The following is a 23,019-nucleotide window of genomic DNA, read 5'->3' as shown; positions in this document are numbered from 1 at the left end:
GGGTTGCCCTTATCTGTGGGCGTTCAGCGAAACGACATTGTGCATCGTTTCGTCTGCGCTCGACAGGAAACGCTTCAGATTGCGCGCGGCCTGACGAATTCGATGCTCGTTTTCAACGAGCGCGAGGCGGACGTAATCATCGCCCATCTCGCCAAAGCCGATGCCGGGAGCAACGGCGATGTCTGCCTTCTCGACAAGAAGCTTGGAGAACTCCAGGCTGCCGAGATGGCGGAACTTTTCCGGGATCTTCGCCCAGGCGAACATGGTCGCAGCCGGTGGCGGAACCTCAAAGCCGGCCTTGCCGAAAGTTTCGACCATGACGTCGCGGCGGCGGCGATAGACATTACGCACCTCAGCGATATCCGAGCCATCACCGTTGAGCGCGTGGGTCGCCGCAACCTGGATCGGCGTGAAAGCGCCGTAATCGAGGTAAGACTTCACGCGCGTCAACGCCGCGATCAGCCGCTCGTTGCCGACGGCGAAGCCCATGCGCCAGCCGGGCATGGAGAAGGTCTTGGACATGGAGGTAAATTCTACCGCAACGTCGATGGCGCCGGGAACTTCCAGAACCGACGGCGGCGGATTGCTTTCGTCGAAATAGATTTCCGAATAGGCAAGATCGGAGAGCACGATGATCTCGTGCTTCTTCGCAAAAGCGATGACGTCCTTATAGAAATCGAGCGATGCGACATGCGCCGTCGGGTTAGATGGATAATTGACGATCAGCGCCAGCGGCTTGGGGATGGAGTGGCGCACCGCGCGCTCCAGGGGGCCGAAGAAGCTCTCATCCGGCTCGACGTTCATGGACCGGATAACGCCGCCCGCCATAAGGAAACCGAAGGCGTGGATCGGATAGGTCGGGTTCGGGCACAGAATGACATCACCGGGTGCGGTGATGGCCTGCGCCATGTTGGCGAAGCCTTCCTTGGAGCCAAGGGTCGCGACGACCTGCGTATCCGGGTTCAGCTTCACACCGAAACGGCGGGCGTAATAGGCAGCCTGGGCGCGGCGAAGGCCGGGAATGCCCTTGGATGAGGAATAACGATGGGTGCGCGGGTCCTGAACGACCTCGCAAAGCTTGTCGACGATCGCCTTCGGGGTCGGAAGATCGGGATTGCCCATGCCGAGATCGATGATATCGGCCCCGCCCGCTCGCGCGCTCGCTTTCAAACGGTTGACCTGTTCGAAGACGTATTGCGGCAGACGCCGGACCTTGTGAAACTCTTCCATCTCTTTCCTCATGGGAATGGACCGGTTCTGCCGGCCCATAACGACGGTTCGTTTTTGCTTTGAAACGCCGCCGACACGAACCGACCCGGCAGGCGTTATTCATTGTAGCCTATGCATTCAAAAACACGAATGCGTTTTCAGCCATGGACAGCAGCGCGGACGAACCATGCCAGAGCAAGAGTAAGACCCTCACCGACAGGCTTGCAGGCCGTCCCTTGCGGTACGTCCTGCATAACGCCAGTTTCACGCAAAATGCAAGCGCTGTCAGGATGCCCTGGCAAACTGTTGCGCCTTATGGGCACCCCCGATGTGATGTTCTTCGACGCGTGTAGGCGCCCCAATCTTGAACCGTGCAATCAGCCCGGCAAGATGGTCCGCCTGGTCGGCAAGCAGGGTGGTCGCCGCGGTCGTTTCCTCAACCATCGCGGCGTTGGCCTGCGTCACCTGATCGATCTCGTTGATCGCCGCATTGATCTCCTCCAGCCCCGCCGACTGCTCGTTGGCCGATCTTGCAATCGACTGCACGTGAGAATCGACCTTTCCCACGTCGGCTTCGATCTTCGTCAGTGCGCTACCCGTCGCCACAACGAGCTGGACGCCCGAGGCCACCTCATGGGTCGTTCGTGAGATCAATGCGCTGATCTCCTTGGCCGCCTTGGCGGAGCGTTGCGCCAGATCGCGAACCTCCTGGGCAACCACGGCAAAGCCCTTTCCGGCTTCCCCGGCGCGAGCGGCTTCCACGCCCGCATTCAGTGCCAGCAGGTTCGTCTGAAAAGCGATCTCGTCGATCATACCTGTAATCTGGCTGATTTCGCTCGACGCCTGTTTAATCCGCTCCATTGCCGCAATGGCGCTGTTGACGATGTCGGCCGATTTTTTCGTGCTGGCCAGCGTATCGTTCACCATGGCGCTGGCCTCGTGAGACCGTCGTGCCGAATGTTTGACGGCCTCGGTCATTTCCGCAAGAGCGGCCGAAGTCTCCTCCAGGGCTGCTGCCTGTTGCTCACTACGTTTCGACAGATTGATCGCAGACGCATGGATTTCCGCCGAGCCGCCGTTGATGGTCGCGGTCGCACTGCTGATATTGTCCAACATGTCGCGCAAATTCACCATGCCGGCATTCACATTGTTCTGCAGCTCGCTGAACACACCATGAAAGTCGCCGCACATTTCGCGCGTCAGATCGCCGTTGGCAAGGGAAGACATCACGTTGCGCGTTTCCGCCACTCCCCGTTCCACGGATGTCATCAGCCTGTTGACGCTCGCCGCAAAGGTGTCGAGTTCCTCGTTGTCGTAATTTGCTTCGATACGGCGGGAAAAATCACCCGCCGCCGCCGCCTTGACGACCCCATTGATGCTCGATTGCAGTGCCCCCGCCTTGGCCTGCAACGCCGCTTCCTTCGCGTTGAGTTCACGGAAGTTGATGCCGTTCGTTTTGAAGACCTCGAGAGCGCGCGCCATTGCACCAATTTCATTGGCCCGATCGGTGAAGGGTATACGAAGCTCGAAATGCCCCTGTGCCAGCCGCTGCATGATTTCCGTCGCGGTCCTGATCGGCTTTACCATATAACCCGTTGCGAGATAGGCGCCGATGACGGCCACAACGGTAACGAGAGCCAGCAACGTCAGGAAATAGCGAAACTGAAGAGAGGACTTCTCCTGTATGCGTGCGGCGACCGCCGCCTCGTCGTTCTGCAAGCTTTTGAGCAATGCATCCTGCACGACAATCAGTTTTTGAAATTCGGCCGCTGCGCTGCGAACGCGCAACGCGCCAAATGCAGGATTTTGCATCACACCCGCGACGCCATCGCGCGCAGCCCTGTTGTAATTTTCAAGCAACTTGAAATAATTCGCTTGCTGATCGTCAGGAACATTGAGGCCCACACTTTGCAGTTCCTTGATCGCCGCAAGCAGACTTTCTCCCAGACCATGGGCTTTCTGGGCGATCTGGTCGATCTGCTCTTTGGGAGCTTTCATCAGGCTATAGGCAGCCACCGACATGGCAGTGGAATTGATGCCCTCTGAGATTTCGTAAATAGTCTTTAAGCGCAGCACCGACGCCTGCGAAACGGCGATGGCTTCGCGCGCTTCCTCGTAACCGTTGCGGGTTTCCAGAAGAACGAACGCAGACGCCACACCAATAAGCATAATGACGATGAGACCCGGCAACGCGAGTATATATTTAAGCGACACTTTCTCATCCCTTCCCCAAAAAGACCTCTGATGACGCCAACCGTCAGGCAGTGAAGCCGTCAGCAGAAAATCAATCCCATGCCATCGCGCAGACGACATCTTTCGATGCCAACGCAACACAGGCGATCTTTGAAGGAGAAATGCTGTTCGTCGTCGGATTGGGTAATTCCGGACCCAGCTCTATGACGCCCTTGCCGTTACCGGCGGCGAGCTTTTCCTTGATCATCGCGACGAGTTTGGAACCATCGCTAAGGACGAAATCATTCAGATCGTCGCCGGGTTTCGTCTGGCCCGAAAAGTCGAAGAGCATGTGTCCAGCGTCATTCATGGACCAGACATGCAACCCCTTCCCCGCCTTCATATCGACCAGTTCGGTACCGGCGGCCTCGATCAATTGCGCCCCTTTTTCGATTCCATTCTGTGAAACGATCGCGGCGGCTTTTTCGGCATTGGCGGAAAGATCGAACGCCCATGCCGAAGACGCGGTCAATATCGAAAAAATACTAAGTATAAATATTCTAATGTACATGATAATCTCCAAAAATACAAATATAAGCGCCGGTTGCAGCGCCACAATTATTCGGAGATACTTCTTATTTTTAGTTAATTATGGAAATGAACTATTTGGGTAAAAATGCCGCTCTCGATTTCGACAGCGGCATAGCCTCAGGAAATCAGCCGCGCTCACCCTTCACAATTGCCGACCGGATGACCGAGAGCACGCGCTCCGGCTGGATATCGGTGCAAACAAGCTGGCTCGGATGCCCGTCCCATTCCCCTGGCGGAAAGGCGCGTCCGTCAGGCTTCTGGATCGTCTGGCCATCGGCAAGACCGCCGCAGACGACACGGATAGGGCCGCTACGGGTCTCGAAAAGCTCGGGCGCGACAAGATAGACGCAGGCGCAGCTATCATGCACCACCATGCCGTCACCCGTGCGGGTCTTGTAGAAATCGATGTAGAATTGCGACAAGTCGGACAGCAGTTGCACCGGCTTGCCCCCCGTCTCTGCCATCTCTGCCATGAAGGCGCTCGTCATCACGGTTTTCGTCGTGACATCGAGACCAACAACAACCACGCGCCACGGCGCGGTGAAAACGAGATCGGCCGCTTCCGGATCGCCGTGAATATTGGCCTCTGCCGCCGGCGAAACGTTGCCGTTGATATCGAAAGCACCGCCCATGACGATGACGTCCTTCACCAGCGCGGCGAAATCGGGTTCCTCCCGCAGCGCCAGGGCCAGATTGGTCATGCGGCCAACGGCAATCAGCGTCACCTCGCCGGGGTTGGCTTTCACCGTTTCGATGATGAAGCGATGCGCCGGACGCGGATCGAGCGGCAGATCGATGGTGTCAGGAATATCGATATCGCCAAGGCCGTTTTCGCCATGGATGAAGGTCGGCCAGTGGCCTTCCTTGCGGGCGGGATCGAAGGTTATACCAGCACCCTTGGCAACCGGCGCCGTCATCTGCCATTCCCGCTTGAGGAAGAGCGCATTGCGGGTGGTAATATCGATGGGCGCGTTGCCGAAAACAGTGGTGACGCCGATCAGATCGATATCGGGGTGGCGGTGCAGAAAAAGAAGCGCCATCGCATCATCTACACCCGGGTCCGTATCGAATATCACTTTATGCATAATGCCCTCATCCGTCTGTCTCTGGCGCCAGCCGGCCTTGCCGCGTTGCGCCACGGAAACATAACGATAAGCGGCCGCACCGCAATCCCCTGCCAGCCGCCTCAAGCACAGAAAGAGATTGCGCGCTTGGCCTTTCGGTGAAAGAAGAAGCCCTCTTCCTCCGCCTGCCCGGACACATCAAGTGCAAGACATCGCCCTCAACGTTTTCATCGTCCTCTTCTGCGTCGCCGTCTTTGCCGGCTTTATCGATTCCATCGCCGGCGGCGGCGGTCTCATCGTCATTCCGGCCATGCTGATCATGGGAATTGCGCCACTCGATACGCTCGGCACCAACAAGCTGCAGTCGCAGTTCGGCTCTGCCTCCGCCACGATAGCCTATGCGCGGCGGGGACATGTCAATCTGCGAGAGCAGTTGCCGATGGCCCTGATGGCCATGCTGGGAGGGGCGCTGGGCGCGATCGCTGCCGGCTTCGTGCCCTCGAGCGTCCTGCGCACGATCATGCCGTTCCTGCTGATCGCCATCGCCCTTTACTTCGCCCTAAAACCGCAGATGAGTGACGTCGACAGCCATCGCCGCATCACGCCTTTTGTCTTCGGCCTGGTGATCGCGCCGCTGATCGGTTTTTATGATGGGGTTTTCGGCCCGGGCGCTGGGTCGTTTTATATGCTCGCCTTCGTCGCACTTGCCGGTTTTGGCATGCTGAAAGCCACCGCCCATACGAAGCTCCTGAATTTCGGCTCTAACATCGGCGGCTTCATTGTCTTTGCTATCGGTGGCTCCGTCTTGTGGAAACTGGGCCTTGCCATGGGTGTGGGCCAATTCATCGGCGCACAGGTCGGTTCCCGATTCGCGATGAAGAACGGGGCAAAAATTATCCGGCCGCTACTGGTGGCATCCTGCCTCGCCATGGCAACGAAGCTTCTGATCGACGCATCGTCCGGATGGTCGATCGCCACTATATGGGAAACCATCTTCCCGAACTAGCCGGAATAGAAACGGCGCGCCTTGCCGTTGCCATCAGAGGCGCGCGCGGGCTTCACGCCATGGCGCGGCGTCTGCGATCTTCGATTTCGCGGATGACCACCATCGCACCGACGAGTTTATAGGCAGACGAATAGCAGGGCGACATCTCAAGCGACTTCACGATGGTCCGACCGTTCTGATCTTCCGCGTAGGTGTATTTCGACGTGTCGCCCTTGAAGCAATTATCGAGTTTCTCTCTGAGGTCGTTCTGGAACCGGTGAACGCCAACAAGCTCGGCGATGTGGCAACCGACGAGCCCCTCCGGCGCATTGCGCTGAAAGGCATCGAGAGAATTGGCGAAGGAGACGCGGTAACCAGGCGTCACGATGACAACAGGCTCGTCCAGATCGTTCAGCATGTCTTCGTCGAGAATCAGGTGGCGATGGTGCCACTCCAGCGTGTCTTCATCCTCGTCGCCAACGACCTTTGCCTTGGAGGGCATACCCACGTAACGATCGACCAGCGTGCGCAGAAGTTCGGAGTTGCGCTGCACGCAGCCCAGATCTTCCGCCTCATGGTTGAGGAGATCGATGGCGAAGCGGAACTGTTCCCTGATGTCTTCAGAGTTTTCCGTCTTGCGTCCAACAACCCGTTCGAGGAGCTGTTCAAGCTCGCGCTCCAGCACGGCAATCTTGTCCGCCTCGTTTTTACCAACGGCAGATTGCAGTTCCGTGTAGCGCAGCCAGAACAATTCAATCAAATCTTTCAACCCAACTCTCCCTGAACGGGCAGTGGCTCCAATACGAACCGCGACGAGCCCCTTGCCCCGAGCTATAGCGCCTGCGCGCTTAAAAATGACGTAACGAAAGGCCGCCACGACACGGGACTGTAATAAATTATCACAGCGACGACTATTTTTTCAATTTCGATAATCCATGAACGAGAAATGAGGTTCCGCTGAAATGAAAAAAGATTGAAAACCGCAAAAACTGCGCCGAAACTTGTAAAAGCGCAAAATACAACGCGTCGAGAACAGTCAGATGCGGTGCTTAACATCCCAGCGGTCGTGATACCACAACCATTGTTCAGGATATTCGCGGACCCAACTTTCAACCTTGTCGTTCAAAAGCTGCGCCGTTGCCTGAATATCGACATTTCCCTTGTCGTCGCGCGGAATGTCGACCCGCGGCTCGATCTCCAGCCGGTAGCGATTGCCGGGCAGACGCACGCACCGCGCGGGATAGACATCGCAGTTGAATTGACGCACGAGCTTTGCGAGAAGCGGGTTGGTCCGCACCTCATGGCCAAAGAACTTGGTTGTCAGACCCTTGCCGAATTTCTGGTCGACAAGAACACCCACGCCACCGCCTTTTTCCAGCTGCCTGGCCAGCGCGAAGGAGGAACCGGCATGCGAGGGCACGAGATTGCCCATACGCTCCTTGCGGAAGTTGAAGACCTTGTCAGCGACGAACGGATTGTTCGGTGGACGAAACAGCACCGTTACGTTGAGGCCGAAAGCAGAACCCGCAACCGGCAACAGTTCAAAGTTACCACTATGGGCTGTAAACACGATAAAGGGCCGCGGATTGTCGCGTAGCTCCATGAAGGTCGGGATGCCCTCAACCTCGATGCGGCCAGGCTCGTTCTTGTCCGGATCGAAATCGAACAGCCGGTCGAGAAACACATATTCCGCCGCGAGCCGGCCCATATTAGCCCAGCTGTCCATCGCGATCTCAAGCCGCTCCTCTTCGGATTTCTCCGGAAAAGCGCGGGCCAGATTGTAAAGCATCAGCTTGTGGCGGCCGGTTTTCGGCCCCACCAAGCGCGCCAGCCGGTCGGCGGCGCGAATACCCGCATCGGCGGGGAAAAGCTTCAGCAGATTGAGAAGGCCAAAGGCGAATGTCGCAATCAGCCACTGCCGGAAGTGGTCCAGTTTCAGGACAATCCGTGTCAGGAATAGCTTCAAGATGTTCAGTCCATCCGCAGCACGATCTTGCCGAAGACCTGGCGCGTCTCCATGCGCTCCAGCGCCCGGTCGATATCGTCGAAGGTGACTTCGGTATCGATGACGGGATGAACGATGCCGCGCGCCATCTTCTGCATGGCATTGGCCATGTTTTCCATGCGGCAGCCGAAGGAGCCGAGCAGCTTCAGCTGCTGCTGGAACAGCATCATCAGGTTGATTTCGGTCGAAACGCCCGAGGTGGAGCCGCAGGTGACCAGGCGGCCGCCGCGCTTCAGCGAGAACATGGAGGCGACGAAGGTGTCCTTGCCGACGTGCTCGAACACGACATCGACGCCCTTCTTTTTTGTCAGCTTGCGCACGACGCCTTCGAAACGGTCGGTCCGGTAGTTGATGACATGATCGGCTCCGAGCGCCTTCGCCCGCTCGATCTTGTCGTCGGATCCGACCGTCGTGATGACGGTGCAGCCCATCTTCTTGGCAAGCTGGATCGCCGCCGTGCCGATGCCGGAACCGCCGGCATGGATGAGAATGGTTTCGCCCGGCTCTAGCTTGGCATTGTCGAACAGCATGTGCTCGACGGTGCCGAACGTCACCGGTGCCAAGGCAGCGGCAACCGCGTCGATGCCATGCGGCGCTGGCACGAGCTGGCGGGCTGGAATGTTCATCTTTTCCTGCGCGAAACCATCAAGATGGAAACCGTGGACGCCCTGGACATGTTCGCACAGATTGTCACGGCCTTCGCGGCAGGGCTTGCACAGGCCGCAGGTGCATGCGCCATAGACCGACACCAGCTGACCGGGCAGCACATTCGAAACGCCGGGACCGATCGCCTCGACCACGCCGGAGGCTTCCGCACCGATGGTCAGCGGCATCTTGCGCTTGGCGAAAGCCATGCCGCGCCAGCCCCACACGTCGATATGGTTGAGCGCCACGGCCTTGACGCGCAGCGTCACCTCGCCCGGGCCCGGAGCGTCCGGTTCGGGCAGGTCCACTTTTTCGAGCTTCCGGTCGTCGACGAGTTGAAGAGCGCGCATATATCAGTCCTTCGCCCGAAGGCGTTATCTAAAATCATTCCAGCAAAACTCTGTAACGGTTTTGCAGCTGGAATGCGAAATCAAAGAAACGGGCGCGTTTCCGCAAGTCGTTCGGAAACGCCCCTGTTGTAACGAACCGGTTAAGCCGGTTCCCGCGTCATGACAAGGCTGGCATTCTGCCCGCCAAACCCGAAGGAGTTCGACAGAACCGCACCCACCTCGGCATCCCGCTTCACATTCGGCACCACGTCGAGCGTGATGGTCGGATCGGGATTGTTGTAGTTGATCGTCGGCGGCAGGGTGCCGGTCAGCATGGTCTGCAGCGAGAACACCGCTTCCACAGCACCCGCGGCGGTCAGTGTATGGCCGATCATCGACTTGTTGGACGACAGCGGAATGTTCTTCAGGCCTTCGCCGAAGACGGCCAGCATCGAGCCATATTCCATCTTGTCGTTCTCAGGCGTCGAGGTGCCGTGCGCGTTGATATAGCCGATATCGCTTTCAGCCACGCCCGCATCGGCCAGGGCCGCGCGGATCGTCGCAATCGCCGGGCCGCCATCGGGCGAAGAGCGCGTACGGTGGAAGCTGTCAGCCTTTTCCCCTGCCCCCTTGATGATGCCGAGAACCTTCGCGCCGCGAGCGACGGCGGCTTCGAGGGATTCCAGCACCAGCGTTGCGGCCCCTTCGGCGATCACGAAACCATCGCGATCCTTGCTGAACGGCTTGGAAGCCTTTTCCGGCGGATCGTTCTGGGTCGAAAGCGCCGAGAGAAGCGAGAAGCGGATCAGGGCTTCGGCACTGACGGAACCATCGGTCGCAACCGTCAAAGCCCGCTCGGTGCGGCCCTGACGAATGGCCTCGACACCAAGCTGGATCGCGGTCGCGCCCGATGCACAGGCGGTCGACAGCGTGACCGGCAGGCCGCGGGTACCGAAACGGTCGGAAAGGCGTTCGGAAATCGCACCGAAAAGTGCTGCTTCCTGGAATGCCGGATCGGGACGCTGACGGAAGGCCGTCAGGAACCGCTCATAGGCGTCACCCGGCTGGGAGGCCGGCGGAGACCGGTCGGCCAGTTCGAAACGGGCGCTCCATTCCGGCTCGATCGGCGGTGCCGCGAGAAACAGCGGGCCGTCGAAGTCACCGGAGATGCCAGCCTGAGCCAGCGCCTCTATGGTGGTTTCGCGGGCAAAGGCATAGGAGCGCTCGACCGAATTCGGAACCGGAATATCGATGAAATCCACCGTCCCGCTGATCCGGGTTGAAAGCCCTTCGGTCGGGAAACGGGTGATCTTGTGGATGCCCGACTTGCCTGACGTCAGCGCCGACCAGTTGTCCTGAAGCCCCTGACCGAGCGAGGTGATGATGCCCATGCCGGTGACGGCGACTATCGGGCGACCGAGATGATCCTTAAAATTGGTCATGGTCTATTCTCCTCACACGTCACGGGACAGAACGGCGACACCTTCGCCACGGACATGGCCAACGGTGGTGACGACAGCCTCGGTCGCCGCCTCGCCCATTGGCTTTTCCGCATTTGCGTCGAAGGTAGGAACCTTGGCACCGCTTTCAAGCGTCAGCGCCGCCAGTGCGAGCCCGAGCGGAAACTGCGCCTCGAGTCCATGACCGGTGACACCACCGAAACCACGAATGGCGGCCTTCGGCAAAGTTTTCTCGAGAATGTGCTTCTCACGCGCCGTTACGTCGTCGAGGCCACTGGCGCCGGAAAATACCACGGTCGCGGCGCTGTCCGTTGCGGGCGCAAGCAGGCGCTCCATGCGCTTTTCCATCTTGCCGTCGTCGCGGCTGCCGCGATCACCCTCGATGGCGTCGATGCGGGCATAGATGCGCGCGCCGCGCTCACTGGCATGTTTGCGCGATTCAAGAACCAGGAAGGCTCCGAGCGAGCCGGAGATCATGCCGCCGCCTTCATGCCCTTCGCGCGACCACAGGGGCTGCCACTCGCCCTGCGCATGCGCGCCGATGGCTTCGAACAGCAGGATCATATCGGGACGTTCGGCGGAGAAGGCGCCGCCCACGAGAGCGTGGCTCGATTCGCCTGAACGAATGCGATGAAATGCGGTTTCGACGGCGGAAATCCCGGCCGCTTCTTCGCCCATGAAGGTGCGGGACGACCCGGTGACCTTGTGCACGATGGAGATATTGCCGGCCATCAGGTTGGAAAGCTGGGCGAGAAACAGCGTCGGGCGCAGTTCGGTCGTCAGCTTTTCGTTCAGCAGTTTTTCGCGGTCGTTGCGCTTCAAAGCCTCGTCGACGATCAGCGTGTCGACATTGATGTCGCGCTCGCCGCCGCCCGCAGCAACGATCATATCCATGGTGGCGCAGGCTTCGGCGTTTTCCTTCAGGCCGGCATCATCGAGCGCAAGACCAGCGGCAAAAACGCCGAGACGCTGCCAGTTTTCCATCTGGCGCTGGTCGCCGCGCTTGGCGATCTGGGCCGACCAGTCGATCTCAGGCATGGGATGAACGGGGTACGGCTTGAATTTTTCGGTCTCGACAACCGGCTCCGGCGCGGCGGCTCCAGAAAGAAGCGCCAGATGCGCCTGGCTGCCAACGCCGTGACAGGTCACGATGCCGACCCCTGTTATCACCACATCATTGTCAGATTTCATCGTCTGTCATCCTTTGCAGCCGGCCCCGTGAGGCGGTCACGGCTATCCACAGCGGTTGTGAACAACCACGTCATGCGTTGCGGAATAAAGCGCGCGACGCAGATTGGCAATGGCGAAGGCCCGCTCCGTCGTCGCGAACCCACGATTTTCATGCGCCAGAAACGGGCCGACGGGAAAAACGCTCTCCTTGGAAACGATTAAAAAAATTTACTTCTGCGCATCCGCGGCGATCGCCGCCATCAGGCCGACTTCCTCGGCCCGCTTCTTGACGATTGGCCCGAGCGGTATTTCGCTGAAGGGCATGGTGCGCAATTTCAGCTGCGCGTCGCAGACCTTCTTGCCGGCAGAGGTGATCTTGGCCTTGGTCACCGCAAAGCCTGAACCGTCATGCTCAAGCACCGCTTCGATATCCAGAATAGCGCCGGGCTCCACGAAGGTGCGCATCTTGGCGCTATCGACCGACATCAGGAACGGCATGGAGGCAAAGTCGGAAAACGCCAGAACCATCATGCCGGAGGCCTGTGCCATAGTCTCGATCAGAAGCACACCCGGAACCAGTGGCATGCCGGGAAAGTGGCCTTCGAAAACAGGGCTGTTTTCAGGTACGACAGACCGCGCTTTCAACGTGCGCGTCGCCATGTCCACGGCTTCAACCTTGTCGATCATCTGAAAATATTCAAGCAGCATCCGTCCGGCCCGTCTCTGGTCGGTTTAACCCGCCATGACGGCGAGCTTTAAAAAGAAATGCCCGCTCGACGCGGGCATCTTCGTCTCAGCCCTTGGCCGCGCGCAATTCGTCGATCTTGGCGCAGAGGTTCTTCAGCACGAAGTATTCTTCCGTGGAAACCTTGCCTTCGTTGACTTCCTGCGTCCACTGCTCGAGCGGAATCTTGATGCCGAATTCCTTGTCGATCGCAAAAACGATATCAAGAAAGTCGAGGCTGTCGATGCCCAGATCGTCGATCGTGTGGCTCTCCGGCGTAATGGTTTCGCGGTCGATTTCGCTGGTTTCGGCGATAATGTCGGCAACCTTGTCGAATGTAGCTGTCACGCCCATAATCCTTATTGTCGTTCGTCTGAATTATTCTGTCTGACGCACCACATAGGCAAGTCGCGCAAAAAAGCCAATGGTTTCGTGACGCAAGTTTGAAATTTGCCCTGAAACTGTTGCCTAAACAGCAACCGAATGCCGGCCCCTTCCATTGCCGAGATAGCTGTCAAAGATTGCCGCGATGTTACGCACGAATGGCTTTCCAGCCTCGGTTACGGCAAAAATACCGGCATCCAGACGCACAATGCCGTCCCTGTCGCCAGCGGCAAATTGCTGCGCTTCATCCCTCACGGCTTGGCTCACCTTGCCGAAACGGCGCTGCAAGTCAGAGAGATCGATGGAGAAGTCGCACATCAGCCTTTCGATCACGTGCGAGCGAAGATGATCGTCAGGCGACAGTTCGATCCCCTTGACGGCGGCCAGGCCGCCCTTGCCAACCATGCGCTGATATTCGGCCGTCGCCACCATGTTCTGCACATAGCCCTGCGGCAGGCGGCCGATGGAGGATGCGCCAAGTCCGATCAGCGCATCGGCAGTATCGGTGGTATAGCCCTGGAAATTCCGCCGCAAAGCCCCAGCTTCTGCCGCCTTGCACAGGGTATCGGAAGGCTTGGCGAAATGATCGAGCCCGATCTGCCTGTAACCGGCGCGCTGGAGCATCTCGCCCGCCATGGTCATCTGGCGGTAACGTTCGGCAATGTCAGGCAGGGCATGTTCCGGGATAAGAGACTGGTGTTTCTTCATCCACGGCACATGGGCATAGCCGAAAAGCGCGATACGATCGGGGTCGAGCGATATGATTTGATCGACAGTTGTTTTCAGTGTCTCGCAGGTCTGAAACGGCAATCCATAAAGAATGTCGCAATTGACCGAACGCACGCCCCTCGCCCGCACGGCGTCCACCACGGATTTCGTCTGCTCGAAGGACTGGATCCGATTGATGGTTTTTTGCACTTTGTCATCAAAATCCTGCACTCCGAGGCTCGCCCGCGACATGCCTATTTCGGCAAGCGCGTCATAGCGGCTGTCGTCCAGATCGTTGGGATCCATCTCGACGCTGATTTCCGGTGCGAGCCCGAAAGTGAAGTGACGCCGCAGACAGTCCATCAGGTCCTGCATGTCTTCAGGGTCAAGCATGGTGGGCGAGCCGCCGCCGAAATGCACGGCACCCACCACAGCATCGGGCGAAACAAGCGCGCCGACCGCAGCAATCTCCTGCTTAAGTGCTTCAAGATAAATAGCAATCGGCTCGTATTTCAGCGTGTGCTTGGTATGGCAGGCACAGAACCAGCACAGCCTGTCGCAATAGGGAATATGCAGGTAAAGCGAGAGGCGATTCCTGTGGGTGAGCGCACCGAGCCAGCCGCGATAAACAACATCATCGATTCCCTCATGGAAATGCGGGGCGGTCGGGTAGCTGGTGTAACGCGGAACGGGCCCGGAATATTTGGAAAGAAGCGCGGTACTCATCACCCGATTTGCCTTTTATCAAGAAATTGTCGATTTCCCCTCTTTCAATACCGGCTGCGACAGTTTGCAACTTTGACTTCAATCAAATTGCGCCATAAGTTCTCCCTAAAGTAGACGCGGGGACGACGGCTACAGCGCGAAGCTCTTTATGAAGACCGCGGCCGATATCAGCGGTCGCAATCGTCCCGCAAAGCCAGCATTGGAACAGGCTTATGGACACGCTGCAGAAGACCATCCACAATTCGGAAGAGCCCGTCGTTTGCCGCTCCTGCGAGGCGCGCCACGGCGGTCTTTGCAGCACGCTGACACCCCAGCAGCTTTGCGACCTCAACCGCCATTCCAGCCGCAAAAAGCTGGAAGCCGGCAATGAGCTTCTTGGGCAGGGTGAACTGGTCACCTCCTACGGCAACATCCTGAACGGCGTCGTGAAGCTTTCGAAAATGATGTCGGATGGCCGCCAGCAGATCGTCGGCCTGCAATTTGCCCCCGATTTTCTCGGCCGCCCCTTCATGGCGGAAAGCAAGATGACGGCGGAAGCGGCAACCGATGTGGAGATTTGCCTTTTTCCCCGCCGCGTCGTTGACCGCATGGTCTCCGAAGTGCCTGATATGGAACGCAAGCTCCACACCCAGTCGCTGAAGGAGCTGGATGAGGCACGCGACTGGATGCTGACACTGGGGCGCAAATCGGCGCAGGAGAAGGTTGCCAGCTTCCTTTACATGATCGCCACCCATATCGACCCGGAAAACGACGACAAATCCTGCTTCGACCTGCCGCTTTCCCGCGCCGATATAGCCGATTTCCTTGGCCTCACCATCGAAACCGTTAGCCGGCAGATGACCAAGCTGCGTAAGGAAGGCATTATCCGTATCGAGAACAACCGCCACATCACAGTGCCTGATCTCAATGCTCTGAGCGAAGCCGCCGGCAACGACTGACCGTCGCGCCTCTCGATCATCGCCCCTGAGGCGCGGATGTTCCAAAATCGATGTGAGGCGCTCGCGCCTGGGCGGGTGCAAGCGAGAAACCGGCAAGAACCAGCAACGCGGCAATGAATTTCATGATGTTTCACCCTGTGCCCCGCTTTTTCAGCGGTCTGTTTGTTATGGCTGCATCCTAAGCGGAAAACGCCTCCATCGGCTTAACATCTTCAGTAAGCAGTTGGTTCAAAGGCAGGGTAAAGAATGGGTTATGTTGTCATGCCCGCGTGACGCTCAGCCCACAAATGCGATTGTCGGGAGAACTCGGCACCGCCGCGAGTGTCTTCTCCCCGCCGGGGAGAAGGTGGTCCGAAGGGTCGGATGAAAAGAGGGGCACGGTGCAGGATTTCTGAGAGCTTGCCCCCTCTTTCCGCTGCCGCGGACTTCTCCCCGGCGGGGGGAGAAGAGACAAGAGGCATGAGCTCGCTCCATCTCAAGACTTATATCGCGCAAACCGCGCGACATGATCTCACTGCGACGCAGGCGTCTCGACCGGCTTCTGGTTTTCGGCGAGCGCCCGCAACTCGGCCACCCGGCGCTTATATTCGGCTTCGGAAATCTGGCCGTTGCGGCGCGCGGTGCCGAGACGTGTGAGACTCGTTTCCATCTTGGAGGCCTCGTCGTCGCCCATCTGGCTGCCCGCCGCCGTCAGCGGCTGGGAAAAGGTCGGATAGGTGCCGGTGTCCCGCTTCTGGCTGACCGCCGTGTCGCTGACCGGGCGTGGGCCGACGATTTCGGTCGCGGGGCGGCGCATATGGGCGGGTGCGACGATCGGCTCGGGAGCCTTGCAGGCAGCAAGCGCGGTCACAAGCATCGCGCCGGAAAGCGAAAGCACAGCGATTCTCGCGGCATTTTCCGCATTTGGTCCGAATGTGCGCATATGCTTGCCCATCGTCATGTTCCGCCTGTAAGGATATCTGCCGATATCGAATTCGACCGCGGTTGGCCTGTTGCGGCCTCCCCTTGCTGGTGGAACTTGTATTCGTTTTCATGCAGAATGTGCAAACACAAATTTGGCGGAGGATGGTGCATGGCAGGTGTTGACGGCGGGGCTGAGAAAAAGGGTGGCGAAACGCCCGGCTTCGACGCCACATCCGCCGAAGCCTACCTGATCCGCGACCCCGAAGCCTTCGCACTCAACATCGCCCGTGCGCTCGAAAACCTCGGCAAGGCCGCCTCCGAATGGCTGGCTCCGCGCGAGCGTGGCGATATCCCCAAGACAACGGCCGATCCCGTGACCGATCTGGTGAAGACGCTGTCAGATGTCGCCGAATATTGGATGGCGGAACCGAAACGGTCGCTCGAGGCGCAGACCCACCTGCTTTCCAGCTATTACGATCTTTGGGCGAAATCGGTCGCGCAATTTTCCGGCGAGGCCGATTCGGCCCCGGACAATAGGGTCGAAAGCGGTCCTGCACAGCGCAGACACAAGCGTTTCGCCGATGCTGACTGGCAGGCTAATCCGTTCTTCGATTTTCTGCTCAAAGCTTACGAGACGACGGTCGGTTTTGCCGACCGGATGGTGACGGAAGCAGACGGACTGGACGACCATACCCGGACCAAGGCGCAGTTTTACATGCGGCAGGTCACCGAAGCGCTTTCGCCCGCCAATTTTGTCTTCACAAATCCGCAGGTCTTCCGTGAGACGGTCGCCTCCAGCGGCGCGAACCTCGTCAAGGGCATGGCGCAACTGGCGGAGGATGTGGCGGCCGGCAATGGCCACCTGAAGCTGCGCCAGACCGATTACAGCAAATTCGTCATCGGACAGAACATTGCCGTCACGCCAGGCAAGGTCGTGGCGAGAAGCCCGCTCTGCGAAATCATCCATTACGAGCCGACCACCGACAAGGTCTTCAAACGTCCCTTGCTGATGGTGCCGCCCTGGATCAACAAATTCTACATTCTCGATCTCAACCCGCAAAAGTCCTTTGTCGGCTGGTGCCTCGAACAGGGCCACAGCGTCTTCATGGTCTCCTGGGTGAACCCGGATGCGACCCTCGCGCAAAAGAGCTGGGACGATTACGTCAGCGAGGGCATCGGTTTCGCGCTGGAGACCATCGAGGCGGAGACCGGCGAAAAGGAAATCAACGCCATCGGGTATTGTGTCGGCGGCACGCTTCTGGCCTCGGCGCTGGCGCTTCACGCGCAGGACGGCGAGGAGCGCATTCGCAGCGCCACGCTTCTCGCTGCCCAGACCGATTTCATCCACGCTGGGGATCTCAAGGTTTTTATCGATGACGGCCAGCTGACGGCGCTGGACAAACATATGCAGGCAGTCGGTTATCTCGACGGCTCGATCATGGCCACCGTTTTCAACATGCTGCGCGCCTCCGATCTTATCTGGCCCTATGTGGTCGATAATTACCTGCGCGGAACGGAACCGATGCCCTTCGACCTGCTCTACTGGAACTCCGATTCGACCCGGGTGACCGCCGCCTGCCACTCATTCTACCTGCGCAATTGTTATCTCGAAAACAATCTGGCCCGCGGGCTGATGCGCGTTGGCGGCAAGCGCATCAATCTCGGCGATATCACAATACCGGTGTACGATCTCGCGACCCGCGACGACCATATAGCGCCTGCGAAATCGGTCTTTGCGGGTGCTGCCCTGTTCGGCGGGCCGGTGGAATTCGTGCTTGGTGCTTCCGGCCACATCGCCGGCGTCGTCAATCCGCCCCAGCTTGAAAAATATGAGTATTGGACTGGCCCGTCACCATCCGGAGACTTCGAAGCCTGGCAGGCCGCCGCCACGCCACATAAGGGTTCCTGGTGGGTCCACTGGCAGAAATGGATCGAGAGCCAGGACACCGAAAAGGTAAATGCCCGCAAACCCGGGGATGGCAAGCGCCCGGTGCTCGGCAATGCGCCGGGGATCTACGTCCTGTCCTGACCCCTGCCCTTCACCTGATCCTTCTGGCACGATGTTCTTCACACCCCCGCTCATTCCAGCGACGCTGATTTCCCGCTACAAGCGCTTCCTCTTCGATGCCGTTCTGGAGGACGGCACTGAGATCACCGGCTCCTGCCCCAATACCGGCTCCATGCGCGGGTTGACGACGCCAGGGTCCCGCATCTGGCTATCTCAGCACGACAGTCCCACCCGCAAATATCGCCACATGCTGGAAATGGTCGAGGCCGATGACACCGTCGTCGGCATCAACACCGGCATGCCAAACCGGCTGGCGGAAGAAGCCATAATCAACGGCCGCATCCCGGAACTTGGGGGTTATTCGACGATCCGGCGCGAACAGAAATACGGCCGCAACTCTCGCATCGATTTCCTGCTATCCGACCCCGGCCGGCCGGACGCCTATGTGGAGGTCAAGAACGTGCATTTCATGCGCGAAAAGGGCCTTGCCGAGTTCCCCGATACCGCAACCAAACGCGGCGCCAAACATCTGGAGGAGTTGGGTGACGCCGTGGAACTTGGTCACCGTGCGGTGATGCTCTATCTCATCCAGCGCGACGATTGCGACCGCATGCGCATCTGCGACGATCTCGATCCGGTCTATGCGCTGGCTTTCGCACGGGCAATGGCGCGCGGGGTGGAAGCCTATGCGGTGAAATGCGCGGTCTCGCCGACACAAATTTCGGTCAGCGGAACGGTTAAGATGGACGAATGGCGTCCGGCTGTTTTATGAACAGGGACGTGAAGAGACAGAAAGCACTATGATGGTCACCTATATCGACGCAGCCTCCGCCCCCCTCAAGAATACGGGCGTCATCCGCCTTTATACGCCTGAGGATTTCGATGGCATGCGCAAGGCGTGCCAGCTGACAGCGCGTTGCCTCGATGAGCTGGCGGCCATCGTCAAGCCGGGTGTGACGACCGACGCCATCGACCGTTTCGTCTTCGAATTCGGCGCTGATCATGGCGCGTTGCCGGCGACGCTCAATTATCGCGGTTATACGAAGTCCGTCTGCACCTCGATCAACCATGTGGTCTGCCACGGCATTCCAGACGAAAAGCCGCTGCGCGAGGGCGATATCGTCAATATCGACGTGACCTACGTGCTTGACGGCTGGCATGGCGATTCAAGCCGCATGTATCCTGTCGGCCAGATCAAACGCGCCGCCGAACGTCTGATGGAAGTAACTTATGAATGCCTGATGCGCGGCATTGCGGCAGTCGAGCCCGGTGCGCGAACCGGGGCAATCGGCGCCGCGATCCAGGCCTATGCGGAAGCTGAGCGCTGCTCTGTCGTGCGTGATTTCTGCGGCCATGGCGTCGGACGCCTGTTCCACGATACACCGAACATCCTGCATTACGGCCACCCCGAGGAAGGCCCGGAAATTCGCGAAGGCATGATTTTCACCATCGAGCCGATGATCAATCTCGGCAAGCCGCATGTGAAGGTGCTTTCCGATGGCTGGACGGCGGTCACTCGCGACCGGTCGCTTTCCGCGCAATACGAACATGCCGTCGGCGTCACCGCCACCGGCTGTGAAATTTTCACGCTGTCGCCGGGCGGCCTTGATCGCCCGGGCCTGCCGCCACTCGCTTAAGGCCACACCATCCATGGCAAAACGCCCCGCCCCGCCTTCCGCCGATCTTTCTCCGACGTCAGGCTTCGAGGCGGGCGAAGGCGACCTTTTCGAAGGGGCAGACGAGCGCGGCTTTTTTGCCGAACCGCGAAGCGCACCGAAGAACGCCGCGCGGGCCGCAGCCGCTACGGAACACGAAGCGGATGCCGCTCACTATCACGGTCACCGGGACCGGTTGCGGGCGCGCTACCGCGATGGCGGGGATGCAGCGCTGGCCGATTATGAATTGCTGGAGCTTCTGTTGTTCCGGCTGATCCCGAGGCGCGATACAAAACCCATCGCAAAGGCGCTGCTTGCCCGGTTTGGCACTCTCGGCGGCGTGCTCGGGGCGCCGGTGGCCCTGTTGCAGGAGGTGAAGGGCGTGGGTGAGGCCGTCGCGCTCGACCTGAAGCTTGTCGCCTCCGTCTCCCAACGCATGCTGAAAAGCGAAATCCGCAACAAGCAGGTTCTCGGCTCGTGGTCGTCGGTCATCGACTATTGCCATGCCGCCATGGCCTACGAGACGCGGGAACAATTCCGCATTCTCTTCCTCGACAAGCGAAATGTCCTGATTGCCGACGAAGTTCAGGGACAGGGAACCGTGGACCACACGCCGGTCTACCCGCGCGAAATCGTTCGCCGGGCGCTTGAACTTTCATCTACAGCGTTGATTTTAATTCATAATCATCCCAGTGGGGATCCAACCCCTTCGCGTGCGGATATCGAGATGACCAAAACCATTATCGAGACGGCAAAGCCGCTTGGCATCACTGTCCACGACCATATCATCATTGGCAAGGACGGCCATGCCAGCTTCAAGGGTCTCCGACTGATCTGAAGCGGACGCGAATGTTTAAGATGTCCTGCAACCCATAAGGGCGGCATCAACAAAAAATTAACGCCTATAAATTAGCATTTCCGAAAATAATAAAACAAGGCATCGAACCTTGGGTGCCTTTAGGAACGGGGGTGCTTTATGCGTAATGCAGTGCGTTTCCTTCGCGACAGAGCCGGCTCATCTGCCGTCGAGTTCGCCATTGTTGCTCCGATCTTCTTTCTCGTCCTGCTCACCATGATCGCCTACGGTATTTACCTCATGGCGGCCTATTCGGTTCAGCAGATTGCAGCCGACGCGGCTCGAACAGCCGTCGCCGGCCTCAACACGACCGAACGCCAGCAACTGGCTCGCGACTTCGTAACCAAAAGCGACCTCAGCTACGCTTTCATGGACAAGACCCGCTTCACCGTAAATGTCGCCACCGATCCTGCCAATGCGAACCAGTTTACGGTGAAAGTGGAATACGACGCCAGCAACCTGCCGATCTGGAGCCTCTACAGCTACACCCTGCCCGAGCCGGTCATCCGGCGCTTTTCAACCATCCGGATCGGAGGAGCATGACATGCGACATCTTCATTCCCTGCTCCCCCGCTTCCTGAAGGATAAGAGCGGCAATATCGCCATTTCCGCCGGGCTCACCGCACCGCTTTTCATCGGTATTCTGGCGCTGGGTGTCGATTACGGTAACCTCACATTGCAGAAACGGCAATTGCAGCAGACAGCCGATCTCGCGGCAATTTCCGGGGCGGCAAACGCTGCCGATCCGGAAAAAGCAGTCCAGCAATATTTCGCCCTCAATGGCATGGACCTCGGCGTCAAGACGGATAAGGGGCTGCTGACCGCCGAGGGGCTGCAACCCTTCGATCCGCTCAATGAGTTCGCGACCAGCAAGGGCTATGCGGAGGTCATCAAAGGTCACTACGAGCCGGATGCGACCGTGCCGGTGGGCCAGCGTTTCGTCGATAATGCGCTCCCCACCAACGCGATCAAGGTGAACATCGTCGAACAGGGGCAGATATTCTTTGCCTCCGCCTTCACAACGCCGCCGAAGGTCTCCGCAGTCGGCACCGCCTCGTCACAGAAGATCGCCGCGTTTTCGGTGGGATCGCGCCTCGCCAGTCTGGATGAGGGCATCCTCAACAGCCTGCTTGGCGGCCTTCTCGGCACGACCGTGTCGCTGAAACTCATGGACTATCAGGCGCTTGTCGCGGCCGATGTCAATGCGCTGAAGATCGTCGAGGCGCTGGCCATCGATCTTAACCTGACCGCCGGCACCTATAAGGACGTTCTGCAGACAGAGATCAGCTACGGCAAATTTCTGGAAGTGCTGACGAAAACCACGGGCCTGCAACCGGCCGTCGTTACCGTCTTGAACACGCTCCAGAAGACCGTCAACAAAAGCAACGTCAAGATCAAGCTCGAGGAAATCCTCAATCTCGGCCCCCTCTCCGACAAGCTGATTGGAACCGGCGAAAACCTGAAAGTCACCGCGGGCGTCTTTGATCTCATCAACGCCGCAGCTGTTGCCGGTAATGGCGGCAAACAGCTTGGCCTCAATCTCAATGCCAATCTGCTCGGGCTCGCCTCCGTCAAGGCAACGCTCGCCATTGGCGAACCGCCCGTCGAAACGCCGTCGCTCGCCGTTGGCGGCCAGGGCACCATCGTGCGCACGGCGCAGACGCGGCTCGCAGTCAATGTCGTGGTCGATGGCCTTCAGACCCTTGCCGGCCTCAAAATCAATCTTCCGCTTTATGTAGAAGTCGCCCATGCCGAAGCACGGCTTGCCGATATCAGATGCACAGGCGGCGGACAGGGCACCGTGGATGTCGAAGTCGTTCCCGGCGTTGCGGAAATCGCGCTCGGCAATGTCGATACCACGGCCTTTGCCAATTTCGGCAGGGACCCGCGCGTGACGAAAGCGGCGATCGTGGATTCGACGCTGCTCGCCATCAATGGCAGCGCCCTCATCAACGCCACCAACATGACGAAGACAAAACTCACCTTCACCCAGTCGGATATTACGCAAGCCAAGATCAAGAGCGTCTCGACCAAGGACACTGTCACGACGCTTGTCAGTTCGCTTCTGAAGAATCTCAATCTCGATATCAGGCTTCTCTTCATCAATCTTGATCTGGGGGGGCTCGCAGGCGTCCAGTCGGCGCTGGCCAACACGCTCGCGACAGTCACCGCGCCGGTGGACCAGCTGCTCTACAACGTGCTCCTCGTCCTCGGCGTCAAGATCGGCGAAGCCGATGTGCGGGTCACGGATGTCCGCTGCCAGCAGCCCGCGCTGGTGCAATAATCAACACCACGCACGAAAAAGCCGCCGGAGGGTCTCCCGGCGGCTTTTTTGTTTTATACGTTAATCGCCCCGATCAGGCGTTGGCAATCGCCAGACGCTTTTCGTCGCGACCGCTCTTCATGCGCTCGGACAGCAGGAATGCCAGTTCCAGCGCCTGATCAGCGTTGAGGCGCGGATCGCAATGGGTGTGGTAACGGTCGGAC

The 23,019-nt window shown here is 58.9% G+C and carries 22 protein-coding genes; 8 read left to right on the top strand and 14 right to left on the bottom strand.

Annotation, left to right across the window (positions count from 1 at the left end):
• Nucleotides 1-9 precede the first annotated feature (9 nt).
• From ACUTJJ_RS14055 to ACUTJJ_RS14040, 4 genes are all read right to left on the bottom strand, one after another.
• The gene (locus tag ACUTJJ_RS14055) at nt 10-1,230 is read right to left on the bottom strand and encodes an LL-diaminopimelate aminotransferase (RefSeq protein ID WP_445542560.1); all 1,221 of its coding nucleotides are present in this window, start codon (nt 1,228-1,230) and stop codon (nt 10-12) included.
• Nucleotides 1,231-1,494: 264 nt separating this feature from the next.
• Nucleotides 1,495-3,423: a methyl-accepting chemotaxis protein gene (locus ACUTJJ_RS14050; protein WP_445542559.1), complete on the bottom strand. Its 1,929-nt coding sequence runs from the start codon at nt 3,421-3,423 to the stop codon at nt 1,495-1,497.
• Nucleotides 3,424-3,493: 70 nt separating this feature from the next.
• Entirely contained in the window at nt 3,494-3,997 is a 504-nt protein-coding gene (locus ACUTJJ_RS14045; protein WP_445542558.1) for a hypothetical protein, read from the bottom strand.
• Nucleotides 3,998-4,097: 100 nt separating this feature from the next.
• Nucleotides 4,098-5,057, bottom strand: coding sequence for a nucleoside hydrolase (locus tag ACUTJJ_RS14040; RefSeq protein ID WP_445542557.1), 960 nt, complete (start codon nt 5,055-5,057; stop codon nt 4,098-4,100).
• Nucleotides 5,058-5,238: 181 nt separating this feature from the next.
• On the opposite strand from ACUTJJ_RS14040, the gene ACUTJJ_RS14035 reads away from it, so the two are divergent.
• A complete protein-coding gene (locus ACUTJJ_RS14035) occupies nt 5,239-6,042 on the top strand; it encodes a TSUP family transporter (RefSeq protein WP_445542556.1) in 804 nt (267 codons plus the stop codon).
• 52 nt (nt 6,043-6,094) lie between these two features.
• On the opposite strand, the gene ACUTJJ_RS14030 is transcribed toward ACUTJJ_RS14035, so the two are convergent.
• The 8 genes from ACUTJJ_RS14030 to hemN all read right to left on the bottom strand — a co-directional run bounded on the left by ACUTJJ_RS14030 (nt 6,095) and on the right by hemN (nt 14,172).
• Complete coding sequence (locus ACUTJJ_RS14030) at nt 6,095-6,790, bottom strand: hypothetical protein (protein WP_063948927.1); 696 nt, start codon at nt 6,788-6,790, stop codon at nt 6,095-6,097.
• A 267-nt stretch (nt 6,791-7,057) separates the two neighbouring features.
• On the bottom strand, nt 7,058-7,987 hold the full coding sequence (locus ACUTJJ_RS14025) for a lipid A biosynthesis lauroyl acyltransferase (RefSeq protein WP_445542555.1): 930 nt from the start codon (nt 7,985-7,987) through the stop codon (nt 7,058-7,060).
• 5 nt (nt 7,988-7,992) lie between these two features.
• The gene (locus ACUTJJ_RS14020; protein ID WP_445542554.1) at nt 7,993-9,021 is read right to left on the bottom strand and encodes a zinc-binding dehydrogenase; all 1,029 of its coding nucleotides are present in this window, start codon (nt 9,019-9,021) and stop codon (nt 7,993-7,995) included.
• 140 nt (nt 9,022-9,161) lie between these two features.
• Nucleotides 9,162-10,442 (bottom strand): beta-ketoacyl-ACP synthase, encoded by a 1,281-nt coding sequence (locus ACUTJJ_RS14015; protein WP_063948924.1) that lies wholly within the window; start codon nt 10,440-10,442, stop codon nt 9,162-9,164.
• Nucleotides 10,443-10,454: 12 nt separating this feature from the next.
• Nucleotides 10,455-11,651: a beta-ketoacyl-ACP synthase gene (locus ACUTJJ_RS14010; RefSeq protein ID WP_144574162.1), complete on the bottom strand. Its 1,197-nt coding sequence runs from the start codon at nt 11,649-11,651 to the stop codon at nt 10,455-10,457.
• A 207-nt stretch (nt 11,652-11,858) separates the two neighbouring features.
• Nucleotides 11,859-12,338 (bottom strand): beta-hydroxyacyl-ACP dehydratase, encoded by a 480-nt coding sequence (locus ACUTJJ_RS14005; protein ID WP_445542553.1) that lies wholly within the window; start codon nt 12,336-12,338, stop codon nt 11,859-11,861.
• Between the two features lie 85 nt (nt 12,339-12,423).
• Nucleotides 12,424-12,708: an acyl carrier protein gene (locus tag ACUTJJ_RS14000; RefSeq protein WP_003495848.1), complete on the bottom strand. Its 285-nt coding sequence runs from the start codon at nt 12,706-12,708 to the stop codon at nt 12,424-12,426.
• 114 nt (nt 12,709-12,822) lie between these two features.
• Nucleotides 12,823-14,172: an oxygen-independent coproporphyrinogen III oxidase gene (gene hemN, locus ACUTJJ_RS13995; RefSeq protein ID WP_445542552.1), complete on the bottom strand. Its 1,350-nt coding sequence runs from the start codon at nt 14,170-14,172 to the stop codon at nt 12,823-12,825.
• A 212-nt stretch (nt 14,173-14,384) separates the two neighbouring features.
• Here hemN and fnrN point away from each other — a divergent pair, with 212 nt between their 5' ends.
• Nucleotides 14,385-15,110, top strand: coding sequence for a transcriptional regulator FnrN (gene fnrN, locus ACUTJJ_RS13990; protein WP_063948920.1), 726 nt, complete (start codon nt 14,385-14,387; stop codon nt 15,108-15,110).
• 511 nt (nt 15,111-15,621) lie between these two features.
• On the opposite strand, the gene ACUTJJ_RS13985 is transcribed toward fnrN, so the two are convergent.
• Nucleotides 15,622-16,044 (bottom strand): hypothetical protein, encoded by a 423-nt coding sequence (locus ACUTJJ_RS13985; protein ID WP_296070299.1) that lies wholly within the window; start codon nt 16,042-16,044, stop codon nt 15,622-15,624.
• 138 nt (nt 16,045-16,182) lie between these two features.
• Between ACUTJJ_RS13985 and ACUTJJ_RS13980 the strand changes: the two genes are divergently transcribed.
• The 6 genes from ACUTJJ_RS13980 to ACUTJJ_RS13955 all read left to right on the top strand — a co-directional run bounded on the left by ACUTJJ_RS13980 (nt 16,183) and on the right by ACUTJJ_RS13955 (nt 22,816).
• The gene (locus ACUTJJ_RS13980; RefSeq protein ID WP_445542551.1) at nt 16,183-18,042 is read left to right on the top strand and encodes a PHA/PHB synthase family protein; all 1,860 of its coding nucleotides are present in this window, start codon (nt 16,183-16,185) and stop codon (nt 18,040-18,042) included.
• Nucleotides 18,043-18,073: 31 nt separating this feature from the next.
• Entirely contained in the window at nt 18,074-18,793 is a 720-nt protein-coding gene (sfsA, locus tag ACUTJJ_RS13975) for a DNA/RNA nuclease SfsA (RefSeq protein ID WP_445542550.1), read from the top strand.
• A gap of 31 nt (nt 18,794-18,824) precedes the next feature.
• Complete coding sequence (gene map, locus ACUTJJ_RS13970; RefSeq protein WP_445542568.1) at nt 18,825-19,658, top strand: type I methionyl aminopeptidase; 834 nt, start codon at nt 18,825-18,827, stop codon at nt 19,656-19,658.
• 13 nt (nt 19,659-19,671) lie between these two features.
• On the top strand, nt 19,672-20,514 hold the full coding sequence (gene radC / locus ACUTJJ_RS13965; RefSeq protein WP_445542549.1) for a RadC family protein: 843 nt from the start codon (nt 19,672-19,674) through the stop codon (nt 20,512-20,514).
• A gap of 138 nt (nt 20,515-20,652) precedes the next feature.
• Entirely contained in the window at nt 20,653-21,075 is a 423-nt protein-coding gene (locus ACUTJJ_RS13960; RefSeq protein WP_063948914.1) for a TadE/TadG family type IV pilus assembly protein, read from the top strand.
• A gap of 1 nt (nt 21,076) precedes the next feature.
• Complete coding sequence (locus ACUTJJ_RS13955) at nt 21,077-22,816, top strand: TadG family pilus assembly protein (protein WP_445542548.1); 1,740 nt, start codon at nt 21,077-21,079, stop codon at nt 22,814-22,816.
• A 73-nt stretch (nt 22,817-22,889) separates the two neighbouring features.
• Here ACUTJJ_RS13955 and ACUTJJ_RS13950 read toward each other — a convergent pair.
• A partial coding sequence (locus ACUTJJ_RS13950; protein WP_445542567.1) for a 3-deoxy-7-phosphoheptulonate synthase occupies nt 22,890-23,019 on the bottom strand: 130 nt, incomplete at its 5' end.

This window comes from Agrobacterium sp. DKPNP3 (genome assembly GCF_052686535.1).
The sequence above is the reverse complement of the archived record's forward strand: the minus strand, read 5'-3'. Positions and strand labels throughout refer to the sequence as shown.